The organism is Paraburkholderia kururiensis JCM 10599 = LMG 19447, from assembly GCF_003986935.1.
Classification (GTDB): Bacteria; Pseudomonadota; Gammaproteobacteria; order Burkholderiales; family Burkholderiaceae; genus Paraburkholderia; species Paraburkholderia kururiensis.
This window is the reverse complement of the sequence record NZ_RJZE01000002.1, coordinates 97,906-122,153: the sequence shown is the minus strand read 5'-3', so window position 1 is coordinate 122,153 and position 24,248 is coordinate 97,906. Positions and strand designations below refer to the sequence as shown.

The 24,248-nt window shown below is 66.5% G+C and carries 22 protein-coding genes and 1 tRNA gene; all 23 read left to right on the top strand.

Annotated elements, in window-relative coordinates; all coding sequences use genetic code 11:
* Positions 1-41: 41 nt before the first annotated feature.
* The 23 genes from PKKP23_RS02715 (at position 42) to PKKP23_RS02605 (ending at position 24,233) form a co-directional block, all read left to right on the top strand.
* Positions 42-1,133: a DNA-3-methyladenine glycosylase family protein gene (locus PKKP23_RS02715; protein WP_126875701.1), complete on the top strand. Its 1,092-nt coding sequence runs from the start codon at positions 42-44 to the stop codon at positions 1,131-1,133.
* Positions 1,134-1,283: 150 nt separating this feature from the next.
* Positions 1,284-2,255 (top strand): acetyl-CoA carboxylase carboxyltransferase subunit alpha, encoded by a 972-nt coding sequence (locus PKKP23_RS02710; RefSeq protein ID WP_017778063.1) that lies wholly within the window; start codon positions 1,284-1,286, stop codon positions 2,253-2,255.
* 55 nt (positions 2,256-2,310) lie between these two features.
* Complete coding sequence (gene tilS, locus PKKP23_RS02705) at positions 2,311-3,741, top strand: tRNA lysidine(34) synthetase TilS (RefSeq protein ID WP_126875700.1); 1,431 nt, start codon at positions 2,311-2,313, stop codon at positions 3,739-3,741.
* Positions 3,742-4,227: 486 nt separating this feature from the next.
* The gene (locus PKKP23_RS02700) at positions 4,228-5,478 is read left to right on the top strand and encodes an aspartate kinase (protein WP_017778065.1); all 1,251 of its coding nucleotides are present in this window, start codon (positions 4,228-4,230) and stop codon (positions 5,476-5,478) included.
* 226 nt (positions 5,479-5,704) lie between these two features.
* Positions 5,705-5,798 (top strand) — tRNA-Ser (locus tag PKKP23_RS02695).
* Positions 5,799-6,098: 300 nt separating this feature from the next.
* Positions 6,099-6,965 carry a polysaccharide deacetylase family protein gene (locus PKKP23_RS02690; protein WP_126875699.1) on the top strand — a complete coding sequence of 289 codons (867 nt, stop codon included), beginning with the start codon at positions 6,099-6,101 and terminating at the stop codon, positions 6,963-6,965.
* 537 nt (positions 6,966-7,502) lie between these two features.
* A complete protein-coding gene (locus tag PKKP23_RS02685; protein WP_126875698.1) occupies positions 7,503-8,231 on the top strand; it encodes a beta-ketoacyl synthase chain length factor in 729 nt (242 codons plus the stop codon).
* Positions 8,215-9,009 carry a lysophospholipid acyltransferase family protein gene (locus PKKP23_RS02680; protein WP_126875697.1) on the top strand — a complete coding sequence of 265 codons (795 nt, stop codon included), beginning with the start codon at positions 8,215-8,217 and terminating at the stop codon, positions 9,007-9,009. The genes PKKP23_RS02685 and PKKP23_RS02680 overlap by 17 nt, the downstream gene beginning before the upstream one ends.
* Positions 8,984-9,283 (top strand): phosphopantetheine-binding protein, encoded by a 300-nt coding sequence (locus PKKP23_RS02675; protein WP_017778069.1) that lies wholly within the window; start codon positions 8,984-8,986, stop codon positions 9,281-9,283. The genes PKKP23_RS02680 and PKKP23_RS02675 overlap by 26 nt, the downstream gene beginning before the upstream one ends.
* Positions 9,284-9,286: 3 nt before the next feature.
* Positions 9,287-9,538: an acyl carrier protein gene (locus PKKP23_RS02670; RefSeq protein WP_126875696.1), complete on the top strand. Its 252-nt coding sequence runs from the start codon at positions 9,287-9,289 to the stop codon at positions 9,536-9,538.
* A complete protein-coding gene (locus PKKP23_RS02665) occupies positions 9,538-10,239 on the top strand; it encodes a COG4648 family protein (protein ID WP_126875695.1) in 702 nt (233 codons plus the stop codon). Before PKKP23_RS02670 ends, PKKP23_RS02665 begins: the two co-directional genes overlap by 1 nt.
* A complete protein-coding gene (locus PKKP23_RS02660; RefSeq protein ID WP_126875871.1) occupies positions 10,236-11,996 on the top strand; it encodes an ApeI family dehydratase in 1,761 nt (586 codons plus the stop codon). Before PKKP23_RS02665 ends, PKKP23_RS02660 begins: the two co-directional genes overlap by 4 nt.
* On the top strand, positions 11,993-13,708 hold the full coding sequence (locus tag PKKP23_RS02655; protein ID WP_126875694.1) for a glycosyltransferase family 2 protein: 1,716 nt from the start codon (positions 11,993-11,995) through the stop codon (positions 13,706-13,708). Before PKKP23_RS02660 ends, PKKP23_RS02655 begins: the two co-directional genes overlap by 4 nt.
* Entirely contained in the window at positions 13,695-15,287 is a 1,593-nt protein-coding gene (locus PKKP23_RS02650) for an HAL/PAL/TAL family ammonia-lyase (protein ID WP_126875693.1), read from the top strand. The genes PKKP23_RS02655 and PKKP23_RS02650 overlap by 14 nt, the downstream gene beginning before the upstream one ends.
* Positions 15,284-15,715 (top strand): acyl-CoA thioesterase, encoded by a 432-nt coding sequence (locus PKKP23_RS02645; protein WP_126875692.1) that lies wholly within the window; start codon positions 15,284-15,286, stop codon positions 15,713-15,715. The genes PKKP23_RS02650 and PKKP23_RS02645 overlap by 4 nt, the downstream gene beginning before the upstream one ends.
* Positions 15,703-16,410 (top strand): LolA family protein, encoded by a 708-nt coding sequence (locus PKKP23_RS02640; RefSeq protein WP_126875691.1) that lies wholly within the window; start codon positions 15,703-15,705, stop codon positions 16,408-16,410. Before PKKP23_RS02645 ends, PKKP23_RS02640 begins: the two co-directional genes overlap by 13 nt.
* The gene (locus PKKP23_RS02635) at positions 16,410-18,830 is read left to right on the top strand and encodes an MMPL family transporter (RefSeq protein ID WP_126875690.1); all 2,421 of its coding nucleotides are present in this window, start codon (positions 16,410-16,412) and stop codon (positions 18,828-18,830) included. Before PKKP23_RS02640 ends, PKKP23_RS02635 begins: the two co-directional genes overlap by 1 nt.
* Positions 18,827-20,026 carry a beta-ketoacyl-[acyl-carrier-protein] synthase family protein gene (locus tag PKKP23_RS02630; RefSeq protein WP_126875689.1) on the top strand — a complete coding sequence of 400 codons (1,200 nt, stop codon included), beginning with the start codon at positions 18,827-18,829 and terminating at the stop codon, positions 20,024-20,026. The genes PKKP23_RS02635 and PKKP23_RS02630 overlap by 4 nt, the downstream gene beginning before the upstream one ends.
* Before the next feature lie 8 nt (positions 20,027-20,034).
* The gene (locus tag PKKP23_RS02625) at positions 20,035-20,532 is read left to right on the top strand and encodes a hotdog family protein (protein ID WP_126875688.1); all 498 of its coding nucleotides are present in this window, start codon (positions 20,035-20,037) and stop codon (positions 20,530-20,532) included.
* On the top strand, positions 20,529-21,254 hold the full coding sequence (locus PKKP23_RS02620) for a 3-ketoacyl-ACP reductase FabG2 (RefSeq protein ID WP_126875687.1): 726 nt from the start codon (positions 20,529-20,531) through the stop codon (positions 21,252-21,254). Before PKKP23_RS02625 ends, PKKP23_RS02620 begins: the two co-directional genes overlap by 4 nt.
* Complete coding sequence (locus PKKP23_RS02615; protein WP_126875686.1) at positions 21,254-22,480, top strand: beta-ketoacyl-ACP synthase; 1,227 nt, start codon at positions 21,254-21,256, stop codon at positions 22,478-22,480. Before PKKP23_RS02620 ends, PKKP23_RS02615 begins: the two co-directional genes overlap by 1 nt.
* On the top strand, positions 22,477-23,778 hold the full coding sequence (locus PKKP23_RS02610) for a beta-ketoacyl synthase N-terminal-like domain-containing protein (protein WP_126875685.1): 1,302 nt from the start codon (positions 22,477-22,479) through the stop codon (positions 23,776-23,778). The genes PKKP23_RS02615 and PKKP23_RS02610 overlap by 4 nt, the downstream gene beginning before the upstream one ends.
* Complete coding sequence (locus PKKP23_RS02605; RefSeq protein WP_126875684.1) at positions 23,775-24,233, top strand: YbjQ family protein; 459 nt, start codon at positions 23,775-23,777, stop codon at positions 24,231-24,233. Before PKKP23_RS02610 ends, PKKP23_RS02605 begins: the two co-directional genes overlap by 4 nt.
* The last annotated feature ends 15 nt before the right edge of the window (positions 24,234-24,248 follow it).

Sequence of the window (24,248 nt, the reverse complement as noted above, 5' to 3'; positions counted from 1 at the left end):
CGTCGACTACCCATTGATCGACTCGCCAGGCAGGAGGCAGGATGGCAACGGCCACGAAGGCGGCGGCTAAACGAGCCGCGTCGCAGAGCGCTCAGGCCGCAGGGAAGGCGGCGCGGGCAACGCGTGCAGCGCGCACGGCAGGCAGTACCGCCGCGAAGACCTCGATGAAGGCCGCGGCGAAGGTCGCATTGAAAAAGACCGCAAAAACGGCTGCGGGCGCGGCGAACGGCGAGGCGCCAGGCGCTCCGTCGAAGCGCAGGCTCAACGGCTCCGCAGGTGCGCCGCACGTCGCGAAGCCGACGCAAAAGGAAACGCGCGTATCGAGCACCGCGGGAAAGACCGCCCGCCCGAAGGCGAATGGCGCACTCGGCGTTCAGCACGTCGACAACGATCGCCTGACCAGTCAGCTCGTCGTCGATACCGCTCACGAGGGCGAGATTGTCCGCAAGAGCCGCGCATCCACCGCAACGGAAGCTGCGGTGCCCGTGCAGATCGGCAGCCTCGCGCCCGAGGTCACGCGGCCCGCGTATTGGGACAAGGCCTGCGCCGATCTCGTGAAGCGCGATCGCATTCTCAAAAAACTGATTCCGAAATTCGGCCCCGTCCATCTGCTTTCACGCGGCGATCCGTTCGTTACGCTCGCGCGTTCGGTGGTGGGGCAGCAGATTTCCGTCGCCGCGGCCCAGGCCGTCTGGCAGCGTATCGAAGACGCCTGCGCGAAGCTCGTGCCGCAGCAGTTCATCAAGCTGGGACACGAACGCCTCACGGCGTGCGGGCTCTCCAAACGCAAGACCGAATACATCCTGGATCTCGCGCAGCACTTCGTGTCGGGTGCGCTGCACGTGGGCAAGTGGGCGTCGATGGACGACGAGCACGTGATTGCCGAGCTGACGCAGATTCGCGGTATCGGCCGCTGGACGGCCGAGATGTTCCTCATCTTCAACCTCTCGCGTCCCAACGTGCTGCCGCTCGACGATCTCGGGCTCATTCGCGCCATCAGCGTCAACTACTTCAGCGGCGAGCCGGTCACGCGCAGCGAGGCGCGCGAGGTCGCGGCGAACTGGGAACCGTGGCGTACGGTCGCGACCTGGTACATGTGGCGCAGTCTCGAGGCGTTGCCCGCCGGGGCGTGAGTCGCGCCGGGCAAGGCGCGCTCGCCTTTGATGTGGCGCCGTTTTCCATCGACGCTATTGGGTGATGGGATTTAATAGTTGCGAGCCGATTTTGATGGCGTTGGGCGCGGTTAGAATACGCGCTGCCGGTAAGTCCAAGGATTACAACCAATGAAGACCACGTTTCTGGATTTCGAACAGCCGATCGCGGAGCTCGAAGCAAAGATCGAAGAACTGCGCTTCGTCCAGGACGATTCGGCCGTCGATATTTCGGAAGAGATCGAGCGGCTGTCGAAGAAGAGCCAGCAGCTCACCAAGGATCTATACGCCAATCTGACGCCGTGGCAGGTTTCGCAGATTGCGCGTCATCCGCAGCGTCCCTACACGCTCGATTACGTCAACGAACTCTTCACCGATTTCCACGAATTGCACGGCGACCGCTCATTCGCCGACGACCTGTCGATCGTAGGCGGCCTTGCCCGCTTCAACGGTCAACCCTGCATGATCATCGGTCACCAGAAGGGCCGCGATACGAAGGAACGCGCCGCGCGCAACTTCGGCATGCCGCGTCCTGAGGGTTATCGCAAGGCTGAGCGCCTCATGCGCCTTGCCGAGAAGTTCGGCCTGCCCATCTTCACGTTCATCGACACGCCCGGCGCCTATCCCGGCATCGGCGCGGAAGAGCGGGGCCAGTCCGAGGCAATCGGGCACAACCTCTATGTGATGGCCGAGCTGAAGACCCCGATCATCGCCACCGTGATCGGCGAAGGCGGCTCGGGCGGTGCGCTCGCCGTCGCCGTGGCCGATAGCGTGCTGATGCTCCAGTTCTCGACCTATTCGGTGATCTCGCCGGAAGGGTGCGCGTCGATTCTCTGGAAGAGCGCGGCGAAAGCCCCCGAGGCCGCCGAAGCGCTGGGGCTGACGGCTCACCGCCTGAAGGCGCTCGGCCTCATCGACAAGATCATCAACGAGCCGCTCGGCGGCGCCCACCGCGACCCGAAGGGCATGGCCGCGCTGCTGCGCCGCGCGCTGGCCGATACGCTGCGGCAGTTCCAGGGCATGAGCATCGCGGACCTGCGCGAGCGCCGCTTCGACCGGCTGATGTCCTACGGCAAGTACAAGCAGACCACGCCGGGCGCGTGAGTTTGACGCCGGCCCGGATCGTTCTTCCTGAGAGGCGCGCCAGCGCCGCCCAATCGTGGTGAAACCCGCTGAATCGAGTGCCGACCGCGTCGTTCTCGACGCGGTCCGCGCCGCGCTTGCGGCGCTGCCGTCCCACGCGTGCGTGGGCATCGCTTTCAGCGGCGGCCTCGATTCCACCGTTTTGCTCGATGCCGCCGTGCGCGTGGCGGGCGCCTCGCGTTGCGTCGCGCTTCATGTGCATCACGGACTCAGCGCCAACGCCGATCAGTGGCTCGCTCATTGCGAGGCGTTCGCGAAATCGCAGGGCGTGCGCTTCGATGTCCGTCACGTCGACGTGCCGCGCGAGGCGGGCGTCAGCATCGAGGCGCGCGCGCGCGAACTGCGCTACGAAGCACTCGACGAGATGTGCGCCCAGCATCGCGTGAACGCACTCTGGCTCGCGCAGCACGCTGACGATCAGGCCGAGACGGTGCTGCTGCAGTTGCTGCGCGGCGCGGGTCTCGCGGGGCTTTCGGCCATGGCGCCGTCCCGCGAGGGTGCACAGGGGCCCGTGCGTGTGCGCCCGTTGCTGCACCTGCTGCGAGCCCAACTGGAGCAGTACGCCGAGGCGCGCGCCTTGCAGTGGATCGACGACGAATCGAACGCGGACACGCGCTATGCGCGCAATGCGCTGCGCCACGAAGTTCTGCCGGCGCTCGCCGTCCGCTTTCCGGGCTTTCGCGACGCGCTTGCGCGCACTGCCGCACACGCCGCTTCCGCCCAGCGGCTGCTCGACGAACTCGCCCGCATCGACCTGCGCGACGCGGCTCGCGACGAGGGTCGCGCGCTGGCACGCGAAGCCCTGCTCGCACTCGACGACGACCGCGCCTCGAACCTGCTGCGCTACTGGATGCGCACGTTGGGCATGCCGGCGGCGTCGGCTGCGCGTCTTGCCGATGCATTGCGGCAACTGTGCACCGTAGATGGCGACCATCAACTGCGCGTGGACCATGCGGGCCAGACGCTGCGCAGCTATCGCGGTCTCGTGTTCTGGGAAGCGGGCGACAGCGCCGAACCTGCCGACGAAACGTCGTTGTCCGGGCGCGCGCCTGCGGTGCTCGTGTGGCGCGGCGAGGCCATCTGGCGTCTGCCGCAATGGCGCGGGACATTCGTGTTCGTACCGGCCGCCGAGGGCGAGGCCGATACAATACCGGAAGCTGCGCTGCTGCACGCGCCGTTATCGGCGCGTTCGCGTGCGGGCGGCGAGCGTATGCGCACGAGCCCGGACGGCCCGAGCCGTACGCTGAAAAATCTCTTCCAGGAGCGCGGCGTGCCGGCATGGAAGCGCGACGTGCCGTTGATCTTCTCCGGCGATACGCTGCTCTTCGTGCCGTGGCTCGGGGTGAATCACACTGCGCTCAAACGTGCGGCTGCGAGCGACCGCGACCGCACGCGTTCGACTCGCCACTTTCGTATCGAGTGGCGCGTGGATCTTCTGATCGCGTGAACGGCGCATGCGGCGCAGCGCCGCATGGCATGTGCTGGGGTCGCGCGTGATTTTCGCCTCATCGCGGTCTCTCGCCGCGTTCTGCCGCTTTATGAGGCGAGGCCGCAAATCATTGCCACATAAGCGTTTTCGGCCGTGCGCGCGGTCCGTTTGGCTTGTTTTTTTGCTACCGATCGGGTAGGGTAATGCGTTTGCCCAACCCGCTTTTGTCGCCACGAGCGTCGGCTGCGGACCTGTGCCTGGCAGCATCCGGCAGGCGTCAGGGCCGTCACGCGGGCAGGGCACGCGGCGCCGGAACGGCTGCGCCGCGTGCAAGGGCAAAATCCGCGCGTGCTGCACGCGCTGCATTTACGCCGCCGGTCGTGCGGCGTCATCAGCACCAAAGTGTGACACGCGCCGCTTGCCGCGCTTGGGTGCCGATCACGCCGGCTCCCGCGGCACTTCCACAGTGCGCCAGCGCGGTTATCTCTCCAGTTCAGAACGACAATGGCACTCATCGTACATAAATACGGCGGCACTTCGATGGGCTCGACCGAGCGCATCAAGAACGTCGCGAAGCGCGTCGCGAAATGGCACAAGGCCGGCCACCGCATGGTCGTCGTGCCGTCGGCGATGTCCGGCGAAACCAACCGGCTGCTGGGTCTCGCCAAGGAAATTTCGGCTCGTCCGAGCCCGCGCGAACTCGACATGATCGCCGCCACCGGCGAGCAGGTGAGTGTGGGGCTGCTTGCGATTGCGCTCCAGGAAGAAGGGGTGGAGGCGGTCAGCTATACGGGCTGGCAAGTGCCCGTCAAAACGGACAGCGCGTTCACGAAGGCGCGCATCAGCGACATCGAGAGCGAACGCGTAACGGCGGATCTCGATGCCGGCAAGGTGGTTGTGATCACGGGCTTTCAAGGCATCGACCCGGACGGCCATATCACGACGCTGGGCCGCGGCGGTTCGGACACGTCCGCGGTCGCAGTGGCCGCTGCGCTGAAGGCCGACGAATGCCTGATCTACACCGACGTGGACGGCGTGTACACGACGGACCCGCGTGTAGTGGAAGAGGCGCGCCGGCTCGACCGGATCACCTTCGAGGAAATGCTGGAAATGGCGAGTCTCGGCTCCAAGGTGCTGCAGATCCGCTCGGTCGAATTCGCCGGCAAATATCAGGTGAAGACGCGGGTGCTGTCGAGCCTGACCGATCCGCTCATGCCGCTCGAAGATGAAATGACCTCGGGCACCCTGATTACTTTTGAAGAAGACGAGACCATGGAAAAAGCAGTCATCTCGGGTATCGCGTTCCAGCGCGACGAGGCCCGCATCGCCGTGATGGGTGTGCCCGACAAGCCGGGCATCGCGTATCAGATTCTCGGCCCGGTGGCGGACGCGAACATCGACGTCGACATGATCATCCAGAACCAGAGCGTGCAGGGCAAGACCGACTTCACGTTCACGGTGGGCCGCGGCGATTACCAGCGCGCAATGGACATCCTCACCAACCAGGTGAAGGGTCACGTGAACGCGGAGCAGGTGCTTGGGGATCCGAAGGTTTCGAAGGTCTCGGTGGTGGGCGTCGGCATGCGTTCACACGTGGGTATCGCGAGCAAGATGTTCCGCACGCTGTCGGAAGAGGGCATCAACATCCAGATGATTTCGACCTCGGAAATCAAGATCTCCGTGCTCATCGACGAGAAGTACATGGAGCTTGCGGTACGTGCGCTGCACAAGGTGTTCGAGCTCGATCAGGCGTGATGTGACGTGTCCGCTGTGCCAACCACAGCGGGTTCTCACGGAGCGCCGCTTCACGCCACGATTGCCGCGTAGAACGGAACGGCGTGCGAATGGCGCAAATGAGAATGGGCATGACAGGTTGGTGACGCGCACGCAAAAACCGTGCGCAACAAATTGACCTGTGAGCACGGAACCGCTATCATCTTGGCTTCGTCGCGCTGCCTCCCTGGCGTGAGCGAAGGGTTCGGGAGACGTGGCCGAGAGGTCGAAGGCACTCCCCTGCTAAGGGAGCATCTGGGCCAAAACCTGGATCGAGGGTTCGAATCCCTCCGTCTCCGCCAAAAGCGGTGACAAAGCCCCGTGAGTTTGACGACTCACGGGGCTTTTTCTTTTGCTGGAATATTGCTGGCGCACGAGACGGGAATATCGCCGAACGACAATGCGTAGGTCTCGTTGTGCGTGGCCCCGCGGTTCCGCCGCTCGTGCCCTTTGTCCCTGCGAATGAGCTCGGTGCAATTGAAGCGCTGGCTCGGGAGCGAACGTGGCGTGGCCGCCGCTGCATGACCTGTCGTCGATTTTGTATCTTCACGCAACTTTGCTACTCTTCGCGGTTCTCTTTACGTTGTGGCTCGAGAAGTCCGATGCCTGAACCCCATTCGCCTGCGAGACTGAAGCTGGGCGCCGCGCACGAGCGTCCGCGTTCGCGCTCCTTCCTGGAGCAGCCGCCCGCACTGACGCTCTCGGCCGCCTGGCATGCGGTCGCCGTGACTGGATGCGCGCTCGATCCGGCTGCCTGGCCATGGTGGCTCGCCGGCACGTTCGCGAATCACGCCATTGTCACGGCGGCGGGTTTGTGGCCGCGCTCGTCGATACTGGGTCCGAACTGGACGCGGTTGCCGGCGGCCGCAAGCAAACGCCGCGAGATCGCATTGACGATCGACGACGGCCCGGACCCGCAAGTCACACCGCAGGTGCTCGATCTCCTCGACCGTCATGGCGTGCGCGCCACGTTCTTCTGTATCGGCGAGCACGCACGCCGGTATCCGGCGCTCACGCGCGAGATCGTGGCACGCGGCCACGCCGTGGAAAACCACTCGCAAAGGCATCGACACACCTTCTCGGTCAGCGGGCCCGGCGTGCTGGCTCGTGAGATCGAAGCGGCCCAGCAGACGCTTGCCGACCTGACCGGAGAGTGGCCGCGATTCTTCCGGGCGCCGGCGGGCCTGCGCAATGTGTTTCTCGAACCGGTTTTGCAGCGCTTCGACCTGCGCCTCGCGTCATGGACGAGGCGGGGTTTCGATACGCGCGAGACTCGCGCTGATGTCGTCGCGCAACGTCTCGTCCATCAGCTTGCCGCGGGCGATATACTGCTTGCCCACGACGGCAACGCCGCGAACGGGGTGGACGGCTTGCCCGTTATCCTCTCCACGCTTCCGCAGGTATTCGTCGCGGCCCAAAGCGAGCAATTGCATTTCATTACGTTGCGCGAAGCATTGCTCGCGGCGTAGGTATTTGGTCGATCGCGTGGGCGCGTTCTGGCCGATGTTTGGCGATACCAGTTCACGTCATCACGAATTGACTAAGCGCGCGAACCTGGTTTAGCCATTCAAATTCGTTACCGTTTTTGTGGATTATTTTGACAAGATTTGACAGATTTTCAGGGTGGTCCGGCAGATAATCGGCCGCTTATTGCTGGTCATTAGATGGGATGGGCGAGAGCTGGACGCGAACATGCCCCGTAGCAAGCGGGTTTGCGCAAAGCACGGCGTGGCGGCCAACAAAGCATGCGCTCTGAATTGAAGGAGACGATACCGCGCAGTAGACGCTGCACTGATTCTTTCAAACCTTTCGTCAAAAAAGAAGTTGGCGATGCTTAACGTGCACTGCCGCCGCTTTTGATTTTGATCTAAATAATCCGCGCCAGATGCCGTTAATGGGCTGTAAGAGAAGGCCCCGTTGCGCCGACGTGCGCGGGTGAAAACGCTTCCATGCGTCGTTTCGGTGTGTAGCCTGGACGATGCGGCTACCCCACACCGAATGTCGATATGCCCGATTTGTCGTGGACCTTGCCGGTGGCCCGGTGGTCTTTCTGGTCTCCTGCCGTTGCAGAAACAGCTGAAGTCGCCTTCATCGATCCGATGATGCGCCGCCGGCTGAGTTCGCTTTCCCGGATGGCGTTGAAGGTCGCCCACGATTGCGTGCAGAACGTGCCGCAAGCGCGGGTGGTATTCGCATCGAGGCACGGCGAACTACGGCGTACCACCGACATCCTGCACGGCATCGAGGCCGACAAACCGGTCCTGCCGAATGCCTTCAGCCTCTCGGTGCTCAACGCCATGTCGGGACTCTTCGGTATCGCGCGGCAGGACCGCTCGCCCGCGAACGCCATTTCAGCCGGCCCCGAAACGCTCGGTTACGCGTTGCTCGAAGCGTATGCGCAGTACACCGAAGAACCCACTGTGCCGGTGCTTCTCGTCTATGCGGACGAACCGGCCGACGGCGCATACGGCCACGTCGATCACGAAGTGCAGCAGGGCGCCCTCGCGCTGCTGCTCGACGCGGGACAGGTCGCGCAAGGACATCTCGCGTGTACCGTCTACGAAATCGAGCACGAGACCGAACACGAAATCGAACATGAAGCAGGCAAGGCAGGCGTGACGCATTTCGCGACGCAAAGCGCAGCGCTGCATCACTGTCTCGATACGCAATCGGCCGCCGCGTGGCAACACGCCGGCGCGATCTGGCAGTGGGGGTGGCATGTCAGTGCGGTCTAGTCGTGGCGGGCGTCTTTTCGCTACCGGCCTCAGCTTCACGGTGTTCGGGCTGAGCGGCCTGCTTTTCTCTGTTCTCGTTTTTCCGTTCGCGAGCCTGTGGCCACATCGCGCCTCGCGCCAACGCGCGGTCACGACCGTGATCCACTGGTTCTTTCGCGCGCTCGTCGACGCCTTGAAGCGCATGGGCGTGATGGAACTCGACGTGGCGGGCGCCGACGCTTTGCGTTCGGGCGCGCCGGCCATCGTCGTGGCGAACCATCCGACTTATCTCGATGTCGTGGTGCTGCTTTCGCTCATGCCGCGTGCCTGCTGCGTCGTGAAGAACGCCCATTGGGGCAACCCATGCTTCTGGGGTATCGTGCGGGCTGCCGAATATGTGAGCAACGTCGATCCCGCCGGTTTCGTGAAGGATTGCCGGCAGCAGATCGCCGCGGGCTACACGATGATCATTTTTCCCGAGGGGTCGCGCAGCCCGGCGCCCAACCGGCTGCGCGCCTTCTCGCGCGGCTTTGCGTATATCGCGCTCGAAGCCGGCGCGCCGATCGTCCCCGTTCTCATGCATTGCGATCCACCCGCCTTCACGAAGCAGATGCGCTGGTATCACGTACCGGAGCGTCCTTTCCGCATCACCGTGAACGTGCTCGATCCCATGGGCGTCGGGCAGCTCGCGTCGCACGAAATGCCGCCGGCGCTCGCCGCGCGCAGCGTCACCCGCGCCGTTGAGGCACACATTACCCAGCACCTGTTCGATCATGGATTCTTTAAAACTGGAAATTAAGCAGCTTCTGATCGAAGCGTTCGATCTGGAACACCTGACGCCCGACGATATCGACGACGACGCGCCGTTGTTCGACACCAACGGAGTCGGGCTCGACTCGATCGACGCGCTCGAGATCGGCATCGTGCTGCGCCAGCGCTACAAGCTCACCATCGCCGCCGACGACGCGCGCGTGCGCGAGTATTTTCGTTCCGTCAACACGCTCGCCGAGCTGGTTGCGTCTCAGCGTAAAGACGCGGCGGTGCTGGAAGAAACTGCAGGCAAGGGGGATTGAATCGTGACCGAGGCAGACATTCTCGAGCGCATCCGCGCCATCTTCCACGAAAACTTCGCGATCGATCCGGTGCGCGTGACGCCGGAGGCGCATCTGTTCGAAGAACTGGATCTGGACAGCATCGACGCCGTCGATCTCGCCATCAAGCTGCAGGAAATGACCGGCCGGCGCATCAAGCCGGAAGAGTTCAAGTCGGTTCGCACGGTGGGCGACGTGATCGCCGCTGTGGAATCGCTGCTCGCGGCTCAGGCTTGATGCCATCCACGCCTTCGTGCGACGCGCGGGCAGCGGGCGACCCGGCCACGCGCCGCATGACAGACGCGAGTCACGCAGTGCCCGCCGCGACCGAAGCACCGCCCGCATACGGTCGCGCGCGCCGCATGGTGCGCCTCGCGGCGAACCTGGCCTACCCGGTCGTGATTCTGTGCGCCTGGCGTTGGGACTCGCCGCGCTACGTGGGCTGCATGCTGCTCGCGCTGCTGTGGCTGCAACGCGTGGCGGGCACGGGTGCATTCGCGGCCTCGCTGCGCAAGCTGAGCCTCGTGGACTGGGCGGTGGCAGGCGCGCTCAACTGTGCGTCGGTGGCGATCGTCGCGACCAACAGTGAGCTGCTGCTGCGCCTCTATCCGTCGCTTGTGAATGTCGGGCTGCTCGTGGCGTTCGGTGCGACACTGGCAAACGGACCGTCGATGATCGAACGGTTCGCGCGCTTCACGTATCCGGATCCGCCTGATCACGTGGTGCGCTACACGCGTCGCGTCACGCAGCTGTGGACGGCATTCTTCGCCGCGAACGGCATCTTCTCCGCCTACACGGCGCTGTGCTGGTCGCGCGAGTCGTGGTCGCTCTACAACGGCGCCATCGCGTATGGCGTGGTGGGCGCGCTGCTGGTTGCCGAGGTGGTGTGGCGCAAGTACATCATGCTGCCGAGGGCGCAGCGCACGGGGGCATTGTGATCGCGCTGCACGAGCTCTTTGCCGCACCGCGCGCGGCGGTTGATACGCAGACAGTCGTCGCGGTATGTCGCGACGGCGCCGATACGATCCGCTTTCCCGCATTCCGTACGCGTGTGCTGGCCATTGCCGCCCGCCTGAACCCACGCGCGGAGCAGCGCTTCGCGCTGTGTGCCGACGATCCCTATACGTTCGCGTGCGCGCTCTTCGGCCTCTTCATTGCCGGCAAGGAGCCGGTGATTCCGGCGAGTTCCGCGCCGGGCTATCTCGCGGACCTGAGCGAGGCGTACGACGCGGTGCTGACCGACGCCGACATCGTCGCCATGTCGATTGACGCACCGGCCACCGCACCGACCACCGCAACGACCACCGCAACGACCACCGCAACGACCACCGCACCGGCCACCACAACGGCCACCTGCACCATCGACCCGAACGCGCCGCTGACGCTCTACACATCCGGCAGCAGCGGCGTGCCGAAGCCCGTACGCAAGACGCTCGCCCAGTTCAACGCCGAAGTGCACACGCTTGAAGCGCAGTGGGGCGCGCTCGCCGGCGATGCAACGGTGCTCGCGAGCGTGCCGCATCATCACATCTACGGCCTGCTGTTTCGCGTGTTCTGGCCGCTCGCGGCGGGCCGCGCGTTCGACCGCTCCACCTGCGTCGACCCGCAGCAGTTGCAGGCGCGCATCGCGCAGTGCGGGGCGACGGTGGTCGTTTCCACGCCCGCGCAGTTGTCGCGCTGGCCCGATCTGCCCGGCTTCGATGCATTCGATCCCGCGCCTCGCGCGTTCTTCTCGTCGGGCGGGCCGCTCGCGTTCGACACGGCCCGGCGCTTCGCTGCCGTGCTCGGCCACGCGCCGCTCGAGATCTACGGCAGCACGGAAACGGGTGGCATTGCGTGGCGGATGCAGACCGGCTCCGATGCGTGGCGTCCCATGCCGGGCATCGACGTGCGCCGCGCGGACGACGGTGCACTGGAACTGCGTTCGCCGCATCTGGAGCACGACGGCTGGCATCGCACCGACGACGCCGTGGCGTTCGACACGCGCGGCGGTTTCAACCTGCTGGGTCGGCTCGACCGCGTCGTCAAGCTGGACGGCAAGCGCGTGGCGCTGGCGGAACTCGAAGGCCGCCTGCGGCTGCATCCGTTCGTGGCCGAGGCCGCGACCACGGTGCTCGACGGTGCCTCGCGCAAGCGCGTCGGCGCGCTCGTGGTGCTGTCGGGCGAAGGCAACGCCGCGCTGCGCCGCGAGGGCCGCGTGCAGCTCGTGAAGACGCTGCGGCGCCATCTCGCCGGCTATTTCGACATGACGGTGCTGCCGCGTCACTGGCGCTTTCGCAAGGCGTTGCCGTTCGATGCGCGCGGCAAGCTGCAGGCAGCGGCCATTGCACGCGCGTTCGGGGCCCACGAAGACGGCTTCGAACTACTTGCCGAAGCAGGGGACGCCAACGAGCGGTTCTACGAGCTGCACGTGCCGCCCACGCTCGTGCATTTCGCGGGCCACTTTCCCGGCCTGCCGATTTTGCCCGGCGTCGTGCAGATCGATTGGGTTGTGCGGCTCGCGAGCGAGTACGTGCCCGGCGTGCGCACGCTCACGTCCATCGACAAGCTGAAGTTCATGGCCCCCGTGCCGCCCGGCGCTGTGCTCAAGCTCGTGCTGACGCACGACGCGTCGCGCCGCCGCCTGCAATTCGCGTATCACCTGGGCGAACGCGACTGCGCGTCGGGCGTCGTCGTCTACGGGGAGCCTGCATGAGCATGGCTGCCTGTGTCGTCATTCCGATCTACAACCACAAGGATGCGATTGGCGCAACCGTCGCGAACCTGATTCCGCACGGGTTGCCGCTCTTCGTGGTCGACGACGGCAGCGACGAGCCGACCCAGGCCGTACTGGCCGCACTCGCTCGGCGTTACGCCGGCCAGCTCACACTGCTGCGCCTGCCCGCGAACGGCGGCAAAGGCGCAGCGGTGATGGCCGGTCTGCGCGCCGCACGCGCAGCGGGCTTCACGCACGCCCTGCAGATCGACGCCGACGGGCAGCACGACACAGCCGACGTGCCGCGCTTTCTCGACGCTGCGCATGCGAAGCCGCACGCGGTGATTCTCGGTCGGCCGGTGTACGACGCGAGCGTGCCGAAATCGCGGCTGTATGGACGCTATCTGACGCACGTGTGGGTCTGGATCGAAACGCTTTCGTTCACCATTCGCGATTCGATGTGCGGCTTCCGCCTGTATCCGCTCGACCTGGCTTGCGATCTGATCGACGGCGTGAAGCTGCCCACGCGCATGGACTTCGACATCGAGATTCTCGTGCGGCTCTCTTGGCGGCGCGTCGAGTTCGTCTCGATTCCCACCGCGGTTCGATACGCGACGGACGGTGTCTCGCACTTCGACGTGCTGTGGGACAACGTGCGCATCAGCCGCAGCCACACGCGACTCGTGGCGGGCATGCTGATGCGCTCGCCGTTGCTGCTCGCGCACAAGTTCATGCCGCGCCGCGCAGCGCAAGGGCAGGGTGAACGCACGACGCCATGGTGGCGAATGGCTGAGCGCGGCAGCCGCCTCGGCATGGCGCTGCTCGCGCTGGGCTGCCGCACAATCGGGCCCCGCCTCACGTCGCTGTGGCTGTACCCGATCGTTGCGTATTTCCTGCTGACGGGACGTGCCGCGCGCGGCGCCTCCACGCGCTACTTCGCGCAGCTCCAGCGCTTTAGACCCAACGAGCCGACGCCGCGGCCGGGTTGGCTCACGGCGTATCGGCACATGCTCACGTTCGCGCAATCGGGCTTCGACAAGCTCGTCGCCTGGTCCGGCCAGCTCGATTTCGCCAACGTGAAGTTCGACGATGCCGGCACGCTCGACGCCTTGCTTGCCAGCGGGCGCGGCGCGCTCGTCATCGGTTCGCATCTCGGCAATCTGGAGATGGCGCGCGCGCTCGCCGTGCGCAGCGCGCAGACCAGGGTGACGGCGATCGTCTACACCGAACACGCGCGCCGCTTCAACAGCGTGCTGGCCGCCGCGCACCATGACTTCGCGCAGCATCTCGTCGAGGTCAGCGACTTCGGGCCGGAGACCGCGCTGATGATGCAGGAGCGCATCGAGCGCGGCGAGTTGCTCGTGATCGTCGGCGACCGTACGCCGGCGCGCGAAGCGGGCCGCACCACGCACGTGCCGTTTCTCGGTGCGAGCGCGCCGTTTGCGCAGGGGCCGTACGTGCTCGCGCACGCGCTGGCGTGCCCCGTCTATCTGTTCTTCTGCCTCAAGGAACGCGGCGCTTACCGGCTCTACTTCGAGTCGTTCGCCGAACGCATCGAACTGCCGCGGCGCGACCGTGCCCGACATCTGGCCGTCTGGGCCCAGCGTTACGCCGCGCGTCTCGAACACTATTGCTGCAAGGCGCCGTATCAATGGTTCAATTTCTACGACTTCTGGGCGCGCCCCAGCGGAGGCGCAAATGGCCGAACATGATTTGAAGGACGCAGCGGCTCATACGAACGACGCGGCGGCGCCGTGTGTCGTGATCGGCGGCCGGCGGCTCACCATCGAAGATGTGGTGGCCGTGGCGCATCGGCGTGCCGCCGTATCGCTCAACAGCGATCCCGCCTGGCGTGCCCGCATCCAGCGCGGCGCAGATTTCCTGCAGCAGCATCTGGCTTCGGGCGCAACGGTCTACGGCGTCAACACGGGCTATGGCGACGCGTGTGTCGTCGAGGTGCCGATGCATCTGGTCGAAGCCCTGCCGTTGCAGCTCACGCGCTATCACGGCTGCGGCATGGGCGACCATCTGGACGACGAAGAAACGCTCGCCGTGATCGCCGTGCGGCTCAATTCGCTCGCCTACGGATTCTCCGGCGTGCGACCCATGCTGCTGGAGCGCGTCGCCGATCTCATCAACCATCGCGTGCTGCCGCGCATTCCTTCGGAAGGATCGGTGGGGGCGAGCGGCGACCTCACGCCGCTCTCGTATGTGGCAGCCGCGCTGGTGGGCGAGCGCGACGTGATGTTTCGCGGCGCGTTGTGCTCCGCGCGCGAAGCCTGGCGCGCGCTCGGACACGAGCCGCTGACGCTCGCGCCGAAGGAAGGTCTTGCGCTGATGAACGGCACGGCCGTGATGACGGGCCTCGCGTGTCTCGCGTTCGCGCGCGCCGCGCAGCTGGCGCGCCTCGCGGCCAGTCTCACGGCGTTATCCACGGTTGCACTCGACGGCCGCGCCGCGCATTTCGATCCGTTGATCTTCGAGGCGAAGCCCCACGCGGGCCAGGCCGAAGCCGCTGCCTGGATTCGCGCCGATCTCGCGGGACGCACCGATACGTCGGGCCATCGTCTACAGGACCGCTATTCGATCCGCTGTGCGCCGCACGTGATTGGCGTGGCCTGCGATGCACTCAGCTGGGTGCGCCGCGACGTCGAGAACGAGTTGAACAGCGCGAACGACAACCCGCTCGTGGACCCCGACAGCGGTCGCGTGCTGCACGGCGGCAACTTCTACGGCGGCCACATCGCCTTCGCCATGGATTCGCTGAAGACCGCGGTGGCCAATCTCGCCGATCTGATGGACCGGCAACTGGCGCTCCTCGTCGACGACAAGTTCAACAACGGTCTGCCGCGCAACCTCACGGGTGCGGTGCCGGCGCGCGCGCCCATCAACCATGGCTTCAAGGCGGTGCAGATCTCGTCGTCGGCCTGGACCGCGGAGGCGCTCAAGCACACCATGCCTGCAAGCGTGTTCTCGCGCTCCACGGAGGCGCACAACCAGGACAAGGTGAGCATGGGTACGATTGCCGCGCGCGATTGCCTGCGCGTGCTGCAACTCACCGAACAGGTCGCGGCGGCGCACACGCTCGCAACGGTGCAGGCCGTGCAACTGCGCCTGAAGATGAACGGCGCGACGATGATCCCCGCACCGCTGCAACGCTTCATGAGCGAGGTGACGGCGCTGTCGTCGTTCGTCGACGAAGACCGCCCGCTCGAACATGACCTGCGCGCCGTGACGGCGAGCATTGCGGCGGGCGGGCTCATTGAACGCACGGAAGGAGCCACGGCATGAGCGGCACGCGTGCGGTTCTGAGCGCAAGTGCGGACGTCGAAGTGCCGTTCCACGACGTCGATGCCATGAACGTGTGCTGGCACGGCCACTACCTCAAGTACTTCGAGATCGGCCGCGCCGCACTGCTGCGCAAGTTCGACTACGACTACCGCGAAATGCAGGCGTCGGGCTATCTCTGGCCGGTGGTCGAGGTTCATTTGAAGTACGTGCGGCCCGCGGTCTACGGTCAGCGCCTGGAAGTGCGGGCGCAACTGCTCGAACACGAGAACCGCTTGAAGATCGGCTACGAGATCGTCGACGCCGTCTCGGGCGAGCGGCTCACGAAGGGCTACACGATCCAGGTCGCGGTGCACGCCGGGACGAAAGAACTGCAATTCGTCTCGCCGACCGTGGTGTTCGAGAAGCTGGAGCGGGCATGGGAACGCTGAATCTGCGCGTGTCGGCCTCGGTGGCCGCAATGGCGCTGATCGTGGCGCCGGTACTTTGCGGGGCCGCTTCGGTGGCCGGCGCGCCCGCGCAGGCTTCCGCCGGAACCGCTGCGCCCATCGCGTCGCCTGCTTCGAACGACATGGCGCTCGTCTCGCAAATCGCCTCGCATCTCGCGAAAGCGAAGGGCGTTCGTGCACGTTTCACGCAGACGCAGACGCTCGCGGCGATGAAAGCGCCGCTCGTCAGCACGGGCTCGCTGCTGTTCTTGCGCGAACGCGGCGCGATCTGGCACATCGACACGCCCTACAAAGCCACGTGGGTCATGACCGACGCCGGCATCGTTACGGTAGACGCCGCGGGCACGCAGACGGCAAGTCGCAGCGCCCAGGGCGCTCGCGCTGCGGCCGGCATCTCGAAGATGATGCGCGCCATGCTCGCGGGCGACCTGAGCGCGCTCTATTCGCAGTTCGACGTCGAGGCAACGGGCACGCCCGCACGCTGGCAGATGCGGCTCGTGCCGAATCAGCCGCAAATCGCGCAGTCCATTGCCTCGTTGCAGATGAGCGGCGGCGACTATCTGCGCACGCTGCGCATCGCACACGCGAACGGTGACGTGACGCAACTCGACTTCGAAGGCAGCGCAGCGGTGAGCGAACTCGCGCCTGCCGAACTCGCGTTGTTCGGGGCCCGGTAGTGGAGGCGCAACGCACGTTCGCCGTGTCCCGGACGGGGTGCCTGCGCGCCGCGTGGCTGGTACTCGCGCTTGCTGCGGCACTTTATTGCGCGTGGCGCTTTGCGGGGCCATCGCCGCTGCAAACCAATCTTCTGGCTTTGCTGCCCGCAACCGAGGCGGATCCCGTCGCGGAAGAAGCCGTAGACCGCCTCGCAGGCGCGCTCGGCAATCGCGCCGTCTTCGTGGTGTCGAGCGACGATGGCGCGCACGCCAAGGCGGCCGCGCGACAACTCGGCGTGGCGCTCACAGCGAGCGGCGCGTTCGCGTCGGTGACGGCGCAATTGCCGCCGTTCGACCTGTCGCGAATCGCGCGCTTCTATCTGCCGTATCGCTTCAATCTGCTCACGCCTCGCGATCGCCAGAGCATCGCCGGTGGCGCCGCGGCACTGCACGATGCGCTGCTGCAGCGTCTCTACGGGCTGCCGGCCGCCGGTCTCACTGCGTCGCTCGCGGACGACCCGTTCGGCTGGCTCCAGCATTGGTTGGGTGGCCTGCCGCTCGCCACCTCGAACCTGACGATAGAAGACGGGCTGCTGGTTTCGCATCGCGACCGGTCGACCGGCGTGCTCGTGGTCGCGACACTGCGCGGCTCGGCCTACGAGACCGACATCCAGCGCGCGGTGCTGGCCGCCGTCGCGCAAGGTGAAGCGGGGCTCAAGGCCGCATTCCCCGACGTCACGCTCGCGCGCACGGGCGCCGTCTTTTATGCCGAGGCGGCGCGCCGTGCCTCGGAGCGCGAGATGCACGCCATCGGTATCGGCTCGCTGGTCGGCATTGCGTTGCTGATGTTATGGATCTTTCGCTCGCCGCGGCTCATCGCGCTGGGCTTCGTCTCCACCGCGCTCGGCATTCTCTGCGCGCTCGCGGCCACCTTGCTCGTATTCGGAAAGCTGCATCTGCTGACGCTCGTGTTCGGCGCGAGCCTGATCGGCGAGGCGGTCGATTATTCGATTCAGTATTTCGTCGTCTATCTCGGCGCCGGGCAGAACTGGGAGCCGCGGCGCGGCGCGCGCGAAGTCGCGCCGGCCCTGACGGTCGCGCTCGCCACGAGTCTGCTGGGCTACGCGATCCTCACCTTCGCGCCGTTCCCCGCGCTCAAGCAGATTGCGTGTTTCGCGATGGTGGGCATCGCGACCGCCTTCGCGTCGGTGCTGTGGCTGCTGCCGAGCCTGCTCGCGCGGCCCGCGCGGCATGCGCCGCGCACGCTGTTCGCCGTGGCCGCCGCGATGCTGACGAGATGGCATGCATTGCTCGCAGGGCGCAGCACGTTGCGGGTCGGGCTCGTTGCTGCCGCGGTGGTCCTCGTCGCGGTGCCCGGCTGGCTCCGGCTTGCCAGCGACGACGACATCCATCTGCTGATCCAGCGCGATCCGTCGCTCGTCGTCCAGGAGCGTGTGGTGACCCAGGCCGTGGGCGTCGACAACAGCTCGCAGTTCTTCGTGGTGAGCGGCGAGTCGCCGGAGCGCGTGCTCGAACGTGCCGAGGCGCTCGCGACGAAGCTCGGTGCGCTCACGGACGCATCGGGCGCGCCGCGCGTGAGCGGCTGGCAATCGGCAGCATCGTTCGTGCCGTCTGAAAAGCAGCAGCGGGCCGATCATGCGCTCATCGCTACGCACGTGTTCCGCGACCCCGCGGCGTTGCGCGCCATGCTGACCGAAGCCGGTTTTCGCGACGAAGTGGCGAACACGTGGCTCGCGGCCTACGGGAAATCGAACGGGGCCACGCTGCACGTCGACGACTGGCTGGCCGAACCGTGGTCGCAGCCGTTTCGCCATCTCTGGCTCGGACGCTCGAAGAGCGCGCCCGACGCATTCGCGGCCGTCGTCATTCCTCAGGGCGTTTCGGCGGCGAACGAAGCGGCGTTGGTCGCAACGGCGCACACGGTGCCTGGGGTGAGCTTTGTCGACAAGGCCGCGAGCGTCTCGCGGCTTTTCGGCGCCTGGCGGCTTGACAGCGCCATCTGGCTCGCGGGCGCGCTGTTGCTCGTATTCGTGCTGCTGATGCTGCGCTATGGCCTGCGCGGCGGCATCGCGACCGGGCTGCCGGTGCTCGTCGCGATAGGCGTCACGCTTGCCGTGTTCGGTTATGCCCACGTGCGCTTCACGCTCTTCAACTCGCTCGCGCTGATGCTCGTGCTCGGCGTGGGCGCGAACTACGCGGTGTTCCTGCGTGAAGGCGCCTTGCGCGCCCCCGCGCAACTCGGCGCCGTCTGGACCGGCGTGCTGCTGTCCGCGGCGACCACCTTGCTGTCGTTCGGTCTGCTCGGCATGAGTTCGATGCCGGCGCTCAAGAGCTTCGGCGCGACGCTTTCGCTCGGCATCCTCGTGTCCGTGCTGCTCGCGCCGCTCGGCATCCCTGCTACTCAACGGAGGGCCGCGTGAACGCGCCTGTCTATCTGCACGCGCCCGGCATGATCAATGCGCTCGGCGACGACGTGGACACCATCGTCGCGTCGCTCGCGAACGGCCGCGCACCCGGTATGGGACCGATCGAGACGCGTATCGGCACGATGTTCGCCGGCCGCGTGACGGCGTCGCTCGATTTCGTACCGCCCTCAGCGTTCGCAGCGCCCGCAGCGCTCGCCGCCTACGACTGCCGCAACAACCGTCTGCTGCTCGCCGCGCTCGCGCAGATCGCGCCGGCTATCGAGGCCGCGCGCGAGCGCTACGGCGCGCAGCGTATCGGCGTGGTGCTCGGCACCAGCACTTCGGGCATCGGCGCGGCCGAAGCGGCGCTGCGCGAGCGTTCCGCTACCGGCACGATGCCGTCCACGTTCGACTACCGGCAAATGGAGATCGGCACGGCCGCGCCGTTCGCGGCCGCGGCGCTGGGCCTGCGCGGGCCGGCGTTCACGATCTCGACGGCGTGCACGTCGAGCGCCAAGGCTTTCGTGTCTGCGCGCCGTCTGCTGCGGCTCAAGCTGTGCGACGCGGTAGTGGTGGGCGGCGTGGATTCGCTGTGCGAGCTGACGCTGCAAGGCTTCGCCTCGCTCGATTCAACCAGCCCCGTGCGCATGAACCCGATGAGCGCGCAGCGCCGCGGCATCAACATCGGCGAGGGCGCGGCGGTGTTCCTCATGAGCCGCGACGAAGGGCCGGTACGGCTCGCGGGCGCGGGCGAATCGAGCGACGCGCATCACATCTCGGCGCCCGATCCGCAGGGCGTGGGTGGCGAACTGGCTTTGCGCGCGGCGCTCGGCGATGCGGGCATCGCGCCGTCGGCGGTGGGCTACGTGAACCTGCACGCCACGGCGACCATCAAGAACGACGAGATGGAAGCGCACCTGATGACGCGCGTTTTTCCGCAAGGCGTGGCGGCGAGCGGCACGAAGCCGCTCACGGGACACCTGCTCGGCGCGGCGGGCGCGACTGAACTCGGCTTCGCATGGCTCACGCTCGCGCGCAGCGACGTCGCATTGCCGCGTCACTTCTGGGATGGCGAGGCCGATCCCGCACTGCCCACGCTCGATCTCGTCGAAGACGAGCGCCATTTGCCGCGCGATGGCGGCACGCCATACGTGATGAGCAATTCGTTTGCGTTCGGCGGCAGCAATGTCAGCCTGATTCTTGCCCGGTGAGGCCTGCGATGACGCTATCCACTCCGCCCCATGCCTTCGAAGGCAACACGGCACTGCCGCCCATCGAGCAACTCCTGCCGCATCGGGGCACGATGCTGTTGCTCGACTCGGTGAGCGCATTCGGCGACGAATCGTTGACGGCGCATGCGAGCGTGCGCGGCGACGCCTGGTACGCCGACCGCGCGGGCGCCATGCCGGCGTGGATCGGCGTCGAGCTGATGGCGCAGGCCATTGCGGCGCATGTCGGTTTGCTCGCCATGCGTGCCGGCGAAAGCGTGAAGCCCGGCGTGCTGCTCGGCACGCGCCGCTATGAGGCGCGCATGCCGGCGTTCCCGTGCGGTGCGCAGTTGCACATCACCATCAACGAAGTGCTGCGCAGCGAGGAAGGCCACGGCGCCTACGCGTGTACGATCGGCCACGAAGACGCCGTGTGCGCCGAGGCCATCGTCAAGGTCTATCAGCCGCGCAATTTCCAGACTTTTATCGAGGAGGCTTTCAAGCCATGAGCCGCCGTGTTCTCGTTACCGGCGCGAGCCGCGGCATCGGCCGCGCCATCGCCTACCAGCTTGCCGCGGACGGCTTCGCCGTCTCGGTGCATTGCCGCAGCGGTCGTCAGGAAGCCGAAGCAGTCGCGGCCGGCATCACGGCGCAAGGCGGCACGGCCACCGTGCTGCAGTTCGACGTGCGCGAGCGCGCCGCGTGCCGCACCGTGCTCGAAGCCGACGTCGAAGCGCACGGCGCGTACTACGGCATCGTCTGCTGCGCCGGTGTAACGCGCGACGCGGCGTTCCCCGCGCTCACCGACGAAGACTGGGACGTCGTGATCGAAACCGGTCTCGATGCGTTCTACAACGTCGTGCATCCGTTGACGATGCCGATGGTGCGCGCGCGCAAAGGCGGGCGCATCGTGACGGTGGCCTCGGTGTCGGGTGTGACCGGCAACCGCGGGCAGGTCAATTACAGCGCGGCGAAGGCGGGCTTGATCGGTGCGACGAAGGCGCTCGCGGTGGAACTCGCGTCGCGCAACATCACGGTCAACAGCGTGGCGCCGGGGCTCATCGACACCGGCATGCTCGACAGCGTGCCGCTCGACCAGGCGCTCAAGGCGGTGCCGATGAACCGCGTCGGGCAGCCGGCCGAAGTGGCGTCAGTGGTGGGCTTTCTGATGTCCGATGCGGCGTCGTACGTGACGCGCCAGGTGATCGGTGTGAACGGCGGGATGGTGTGATGAAGCGCGTCGTCATTACGGGAATGGGCGGTGTCACGGCGCTCGGCAACAAGTGGGACGAGATCGAAACCGCGTTGAAACTCGGCCGCAACGCAGTGCGGCGCATCCCGGCGTGGGACTATTTCGAGTCGCTGCATACGCGGCTCGCCTGCCCGATTCCCGAACTACCCGTGCCCGCGCACTATCCGCGCAAGAAGACGCGTTCGATGGGGCCCGTGTCGGTCTACGCCGTGCGCGCGAGCGAACTGGCGCTGGCCGATGCGGGGCTGCTCGACGATCCCTCGATCAAGGACGGCCGCATGGGCGTGGCCTACGGTTCGTCGTCCGGTTCCGTGGAGCCCATTCGCGCGTTCGGCAAGATGCTCGACACGGGCTCGATGAGCGACGTCACGTCGAACAGCTACGTGCAGATGATGCCGCACACGACCGCCGTGAACGTGAGTCTCTTCTGGGACCTGAAGGGGCGCATCGTGCCCACCTCGTGCGCGTGCGCATCGGGCAGCCAGGCAATCGGCTACGCCTACGAGACGATCGCTTACGGCAAACAGACGCTGATGCTGGCGGGCGGCGCGGAGGAACTCTCGGGGCCTGCCGTGGCCGTGTTCGACACGCTCTACGCGACGAGCACGCGCAACGACGACCCGCAACTCACGCCGCGTCCGTTCGATGTGGCCCGCGACGGACTCGTGGTGGGCGAGGGCGCCGCCACGCTCGTGCTCGAAGAGTACGAGCACGCCGTGGCGCGCGGCGCGCGCATTCACGCCGAGGTGGTGGGCTTCGGCTGCAATTCGGACGGCGCGCATATCACGCAGCCCACGGCCGACACGATGGCCCTCGCGATGCAACTCGCGCTGCGCGACGCGAACCTGCCGGCGGACGCCATCGGCTACGTCAACGCGCACGGCACCTCGACCGACCGCGGCGATGTCGCTGAAAGCCACGCCACGGCGCAGACCTTCGGCGAGCGCATGCCGATCAGCTCGCTCAAGAGCTATATCGGCCATACGCTGGGCGCGTGCGGCGCCATCGAAGCCTGGTGGACCATCGAGATGATGAAGCGCAACGGGTATGTGCCCACGCTCAATCTCGACGACGTGGACCCGGCCTGCGCGAGCCTCGACTACATCGTGAAGGCGCCGCGCACGATCGACACCGAATACGTGATGAGCAACAACTTTGCGTTCGGCGGCGTGAATACATCGCTCGTGTTCAGGCGCGCCGGATGAGCGAGCCGTCTCTCGTGACCTCGACCGGCATGCGACGGGTGGTCGTCACCGGCATGGGCATCGTGTCGTGCCTCGGCAATACGCTCGATGAGGTGTCCGCGCGGCTGCGCGCGGGCCGTGGCGGCATCGTGCGGGTCGAAGCCTGGCGCGAGCGCGGCTTCGCGAGTCAGGTTGCCGGTGTGGCGTCGGTGGCGCACGAGCCGCCTTTCGAGCGCAAGCTCGAACGCTTCATGGGCGATACCGCGCGCTTCGCGTGCCACGCGGCGCGCAGCGCAATCGCCGATGCGGGCCTTGACGTGGCCGCGTTGCGCACGCCTGCGGCGGGCGCCGTGATCGGCTCGGGCGTGGGCGCCATGTCGGCCTACGACAGTGCGCTCGCCATCGGCGAGGCGCGCGGGCTCGACCGCGTGCCGCCTTATACGGTGCCGCAGGCGATGAGCAGCACGACCTCGGCCAATGTCGCGCACGTGTTCGGTGTGGAGGGCGTGACGTACTCGCCTTCGTCGGCCTGTACGACGTCGGCGCTTGCCATCGGCCAGGCGATGCAGCTGATTCAGACCGGGCGCCAGGCACTCGTGCTCGCGGGCGGCAGCGAGGCGCTGCACGACAACATGACGCTGCTGTTCGACGCGATGGGCGCGCTTTCGCGTGGCTTCAATGCGACCCCGGAGCGGGCCTCGCGGCCGTACGACACCGGCCGCGACGGCTTCGTGATCGCGTCGGGCGCGGGCGTGCTGGTGCTCGAATCGCTCGAACATGCACTCGCGCGCGGCGCGCGCATCTACGCGGAGCTGACGGGCTTCGGCCATTGCACCGACGGCGCGGGCATGGTGGCGCCCCACGCGAGCGGCATTGTGCGCGCCATGCGCGCGGCACTCGACGAAGCCGGCGTGCGGCCCGACTACATCAATACGCACGCGCCCGCCACGCCGCGCGGAGACGTGGAGGAGCTGGACGCGCTCGCCGCCGTGTACGGCGAATCGATTCCGCCGTTCTCGTCGACGAAGGGCCTGACGGGCCACCCGCCAGGCGCGTGCGGTGCGCACGAAGCCATTTACACGCTGCTGATGATGCGCGAGGGCTACATGGCGGGCACAGCGGGCATCGAATCGCTCGACGCGCGCGCGGCCGGCCTGCCGCTCGTGCGAGCGGCGCGCGACGCCGCCATCGATCATGCAATGTCCGTTTCATTCGGGTTCGGCGGCAGTTGCGCGAGCCTGATGTTTAGCGCCTGGAAGTCGTGCCTGGAAGACAGCAGGACGCCACAGGCGATCTTGATCTCACGAGGAGAAAAATGAAGAAGAACTCCCTTACGCGACGCTCGGTGGCCGGTGTGGGTGCCGTGGCTGTTGTCACGCTTGTTACCCTCACGCAGGCCGGTTGCGCGACCCAGGTGAAGTCGCTGCCGCTCGCGCCCGTGTCCGCGGCTTCGTCGCAAGGCGCCGACGTGGCGCTGTATTTCGGCGCGCAGGCTCATCCGGCGGTGCAGCGCCAGCTCGGCCGCGTCTGGTACTCGGTGCGCATCGCGCGCACCACCGACGGCCCCGAAGCATCATGCAACAAGGCGCTGGCACAAGCGCTGCAGAAAGTGCGGGTCGACGCGCGCGAGCACGGCGCCAACGCCGTCGTCAACGTGAAAACGCGTTTCCACTCCACGGAAACGGCATCGGCCACGGACTACACCTGTGGCGTGAGCCCGAGCGCGGCGGCGATTGCAGTGGAGGGCGAACGCGTCGTCCTCCAGGCCAACTGAACCCAGTGAGGATTG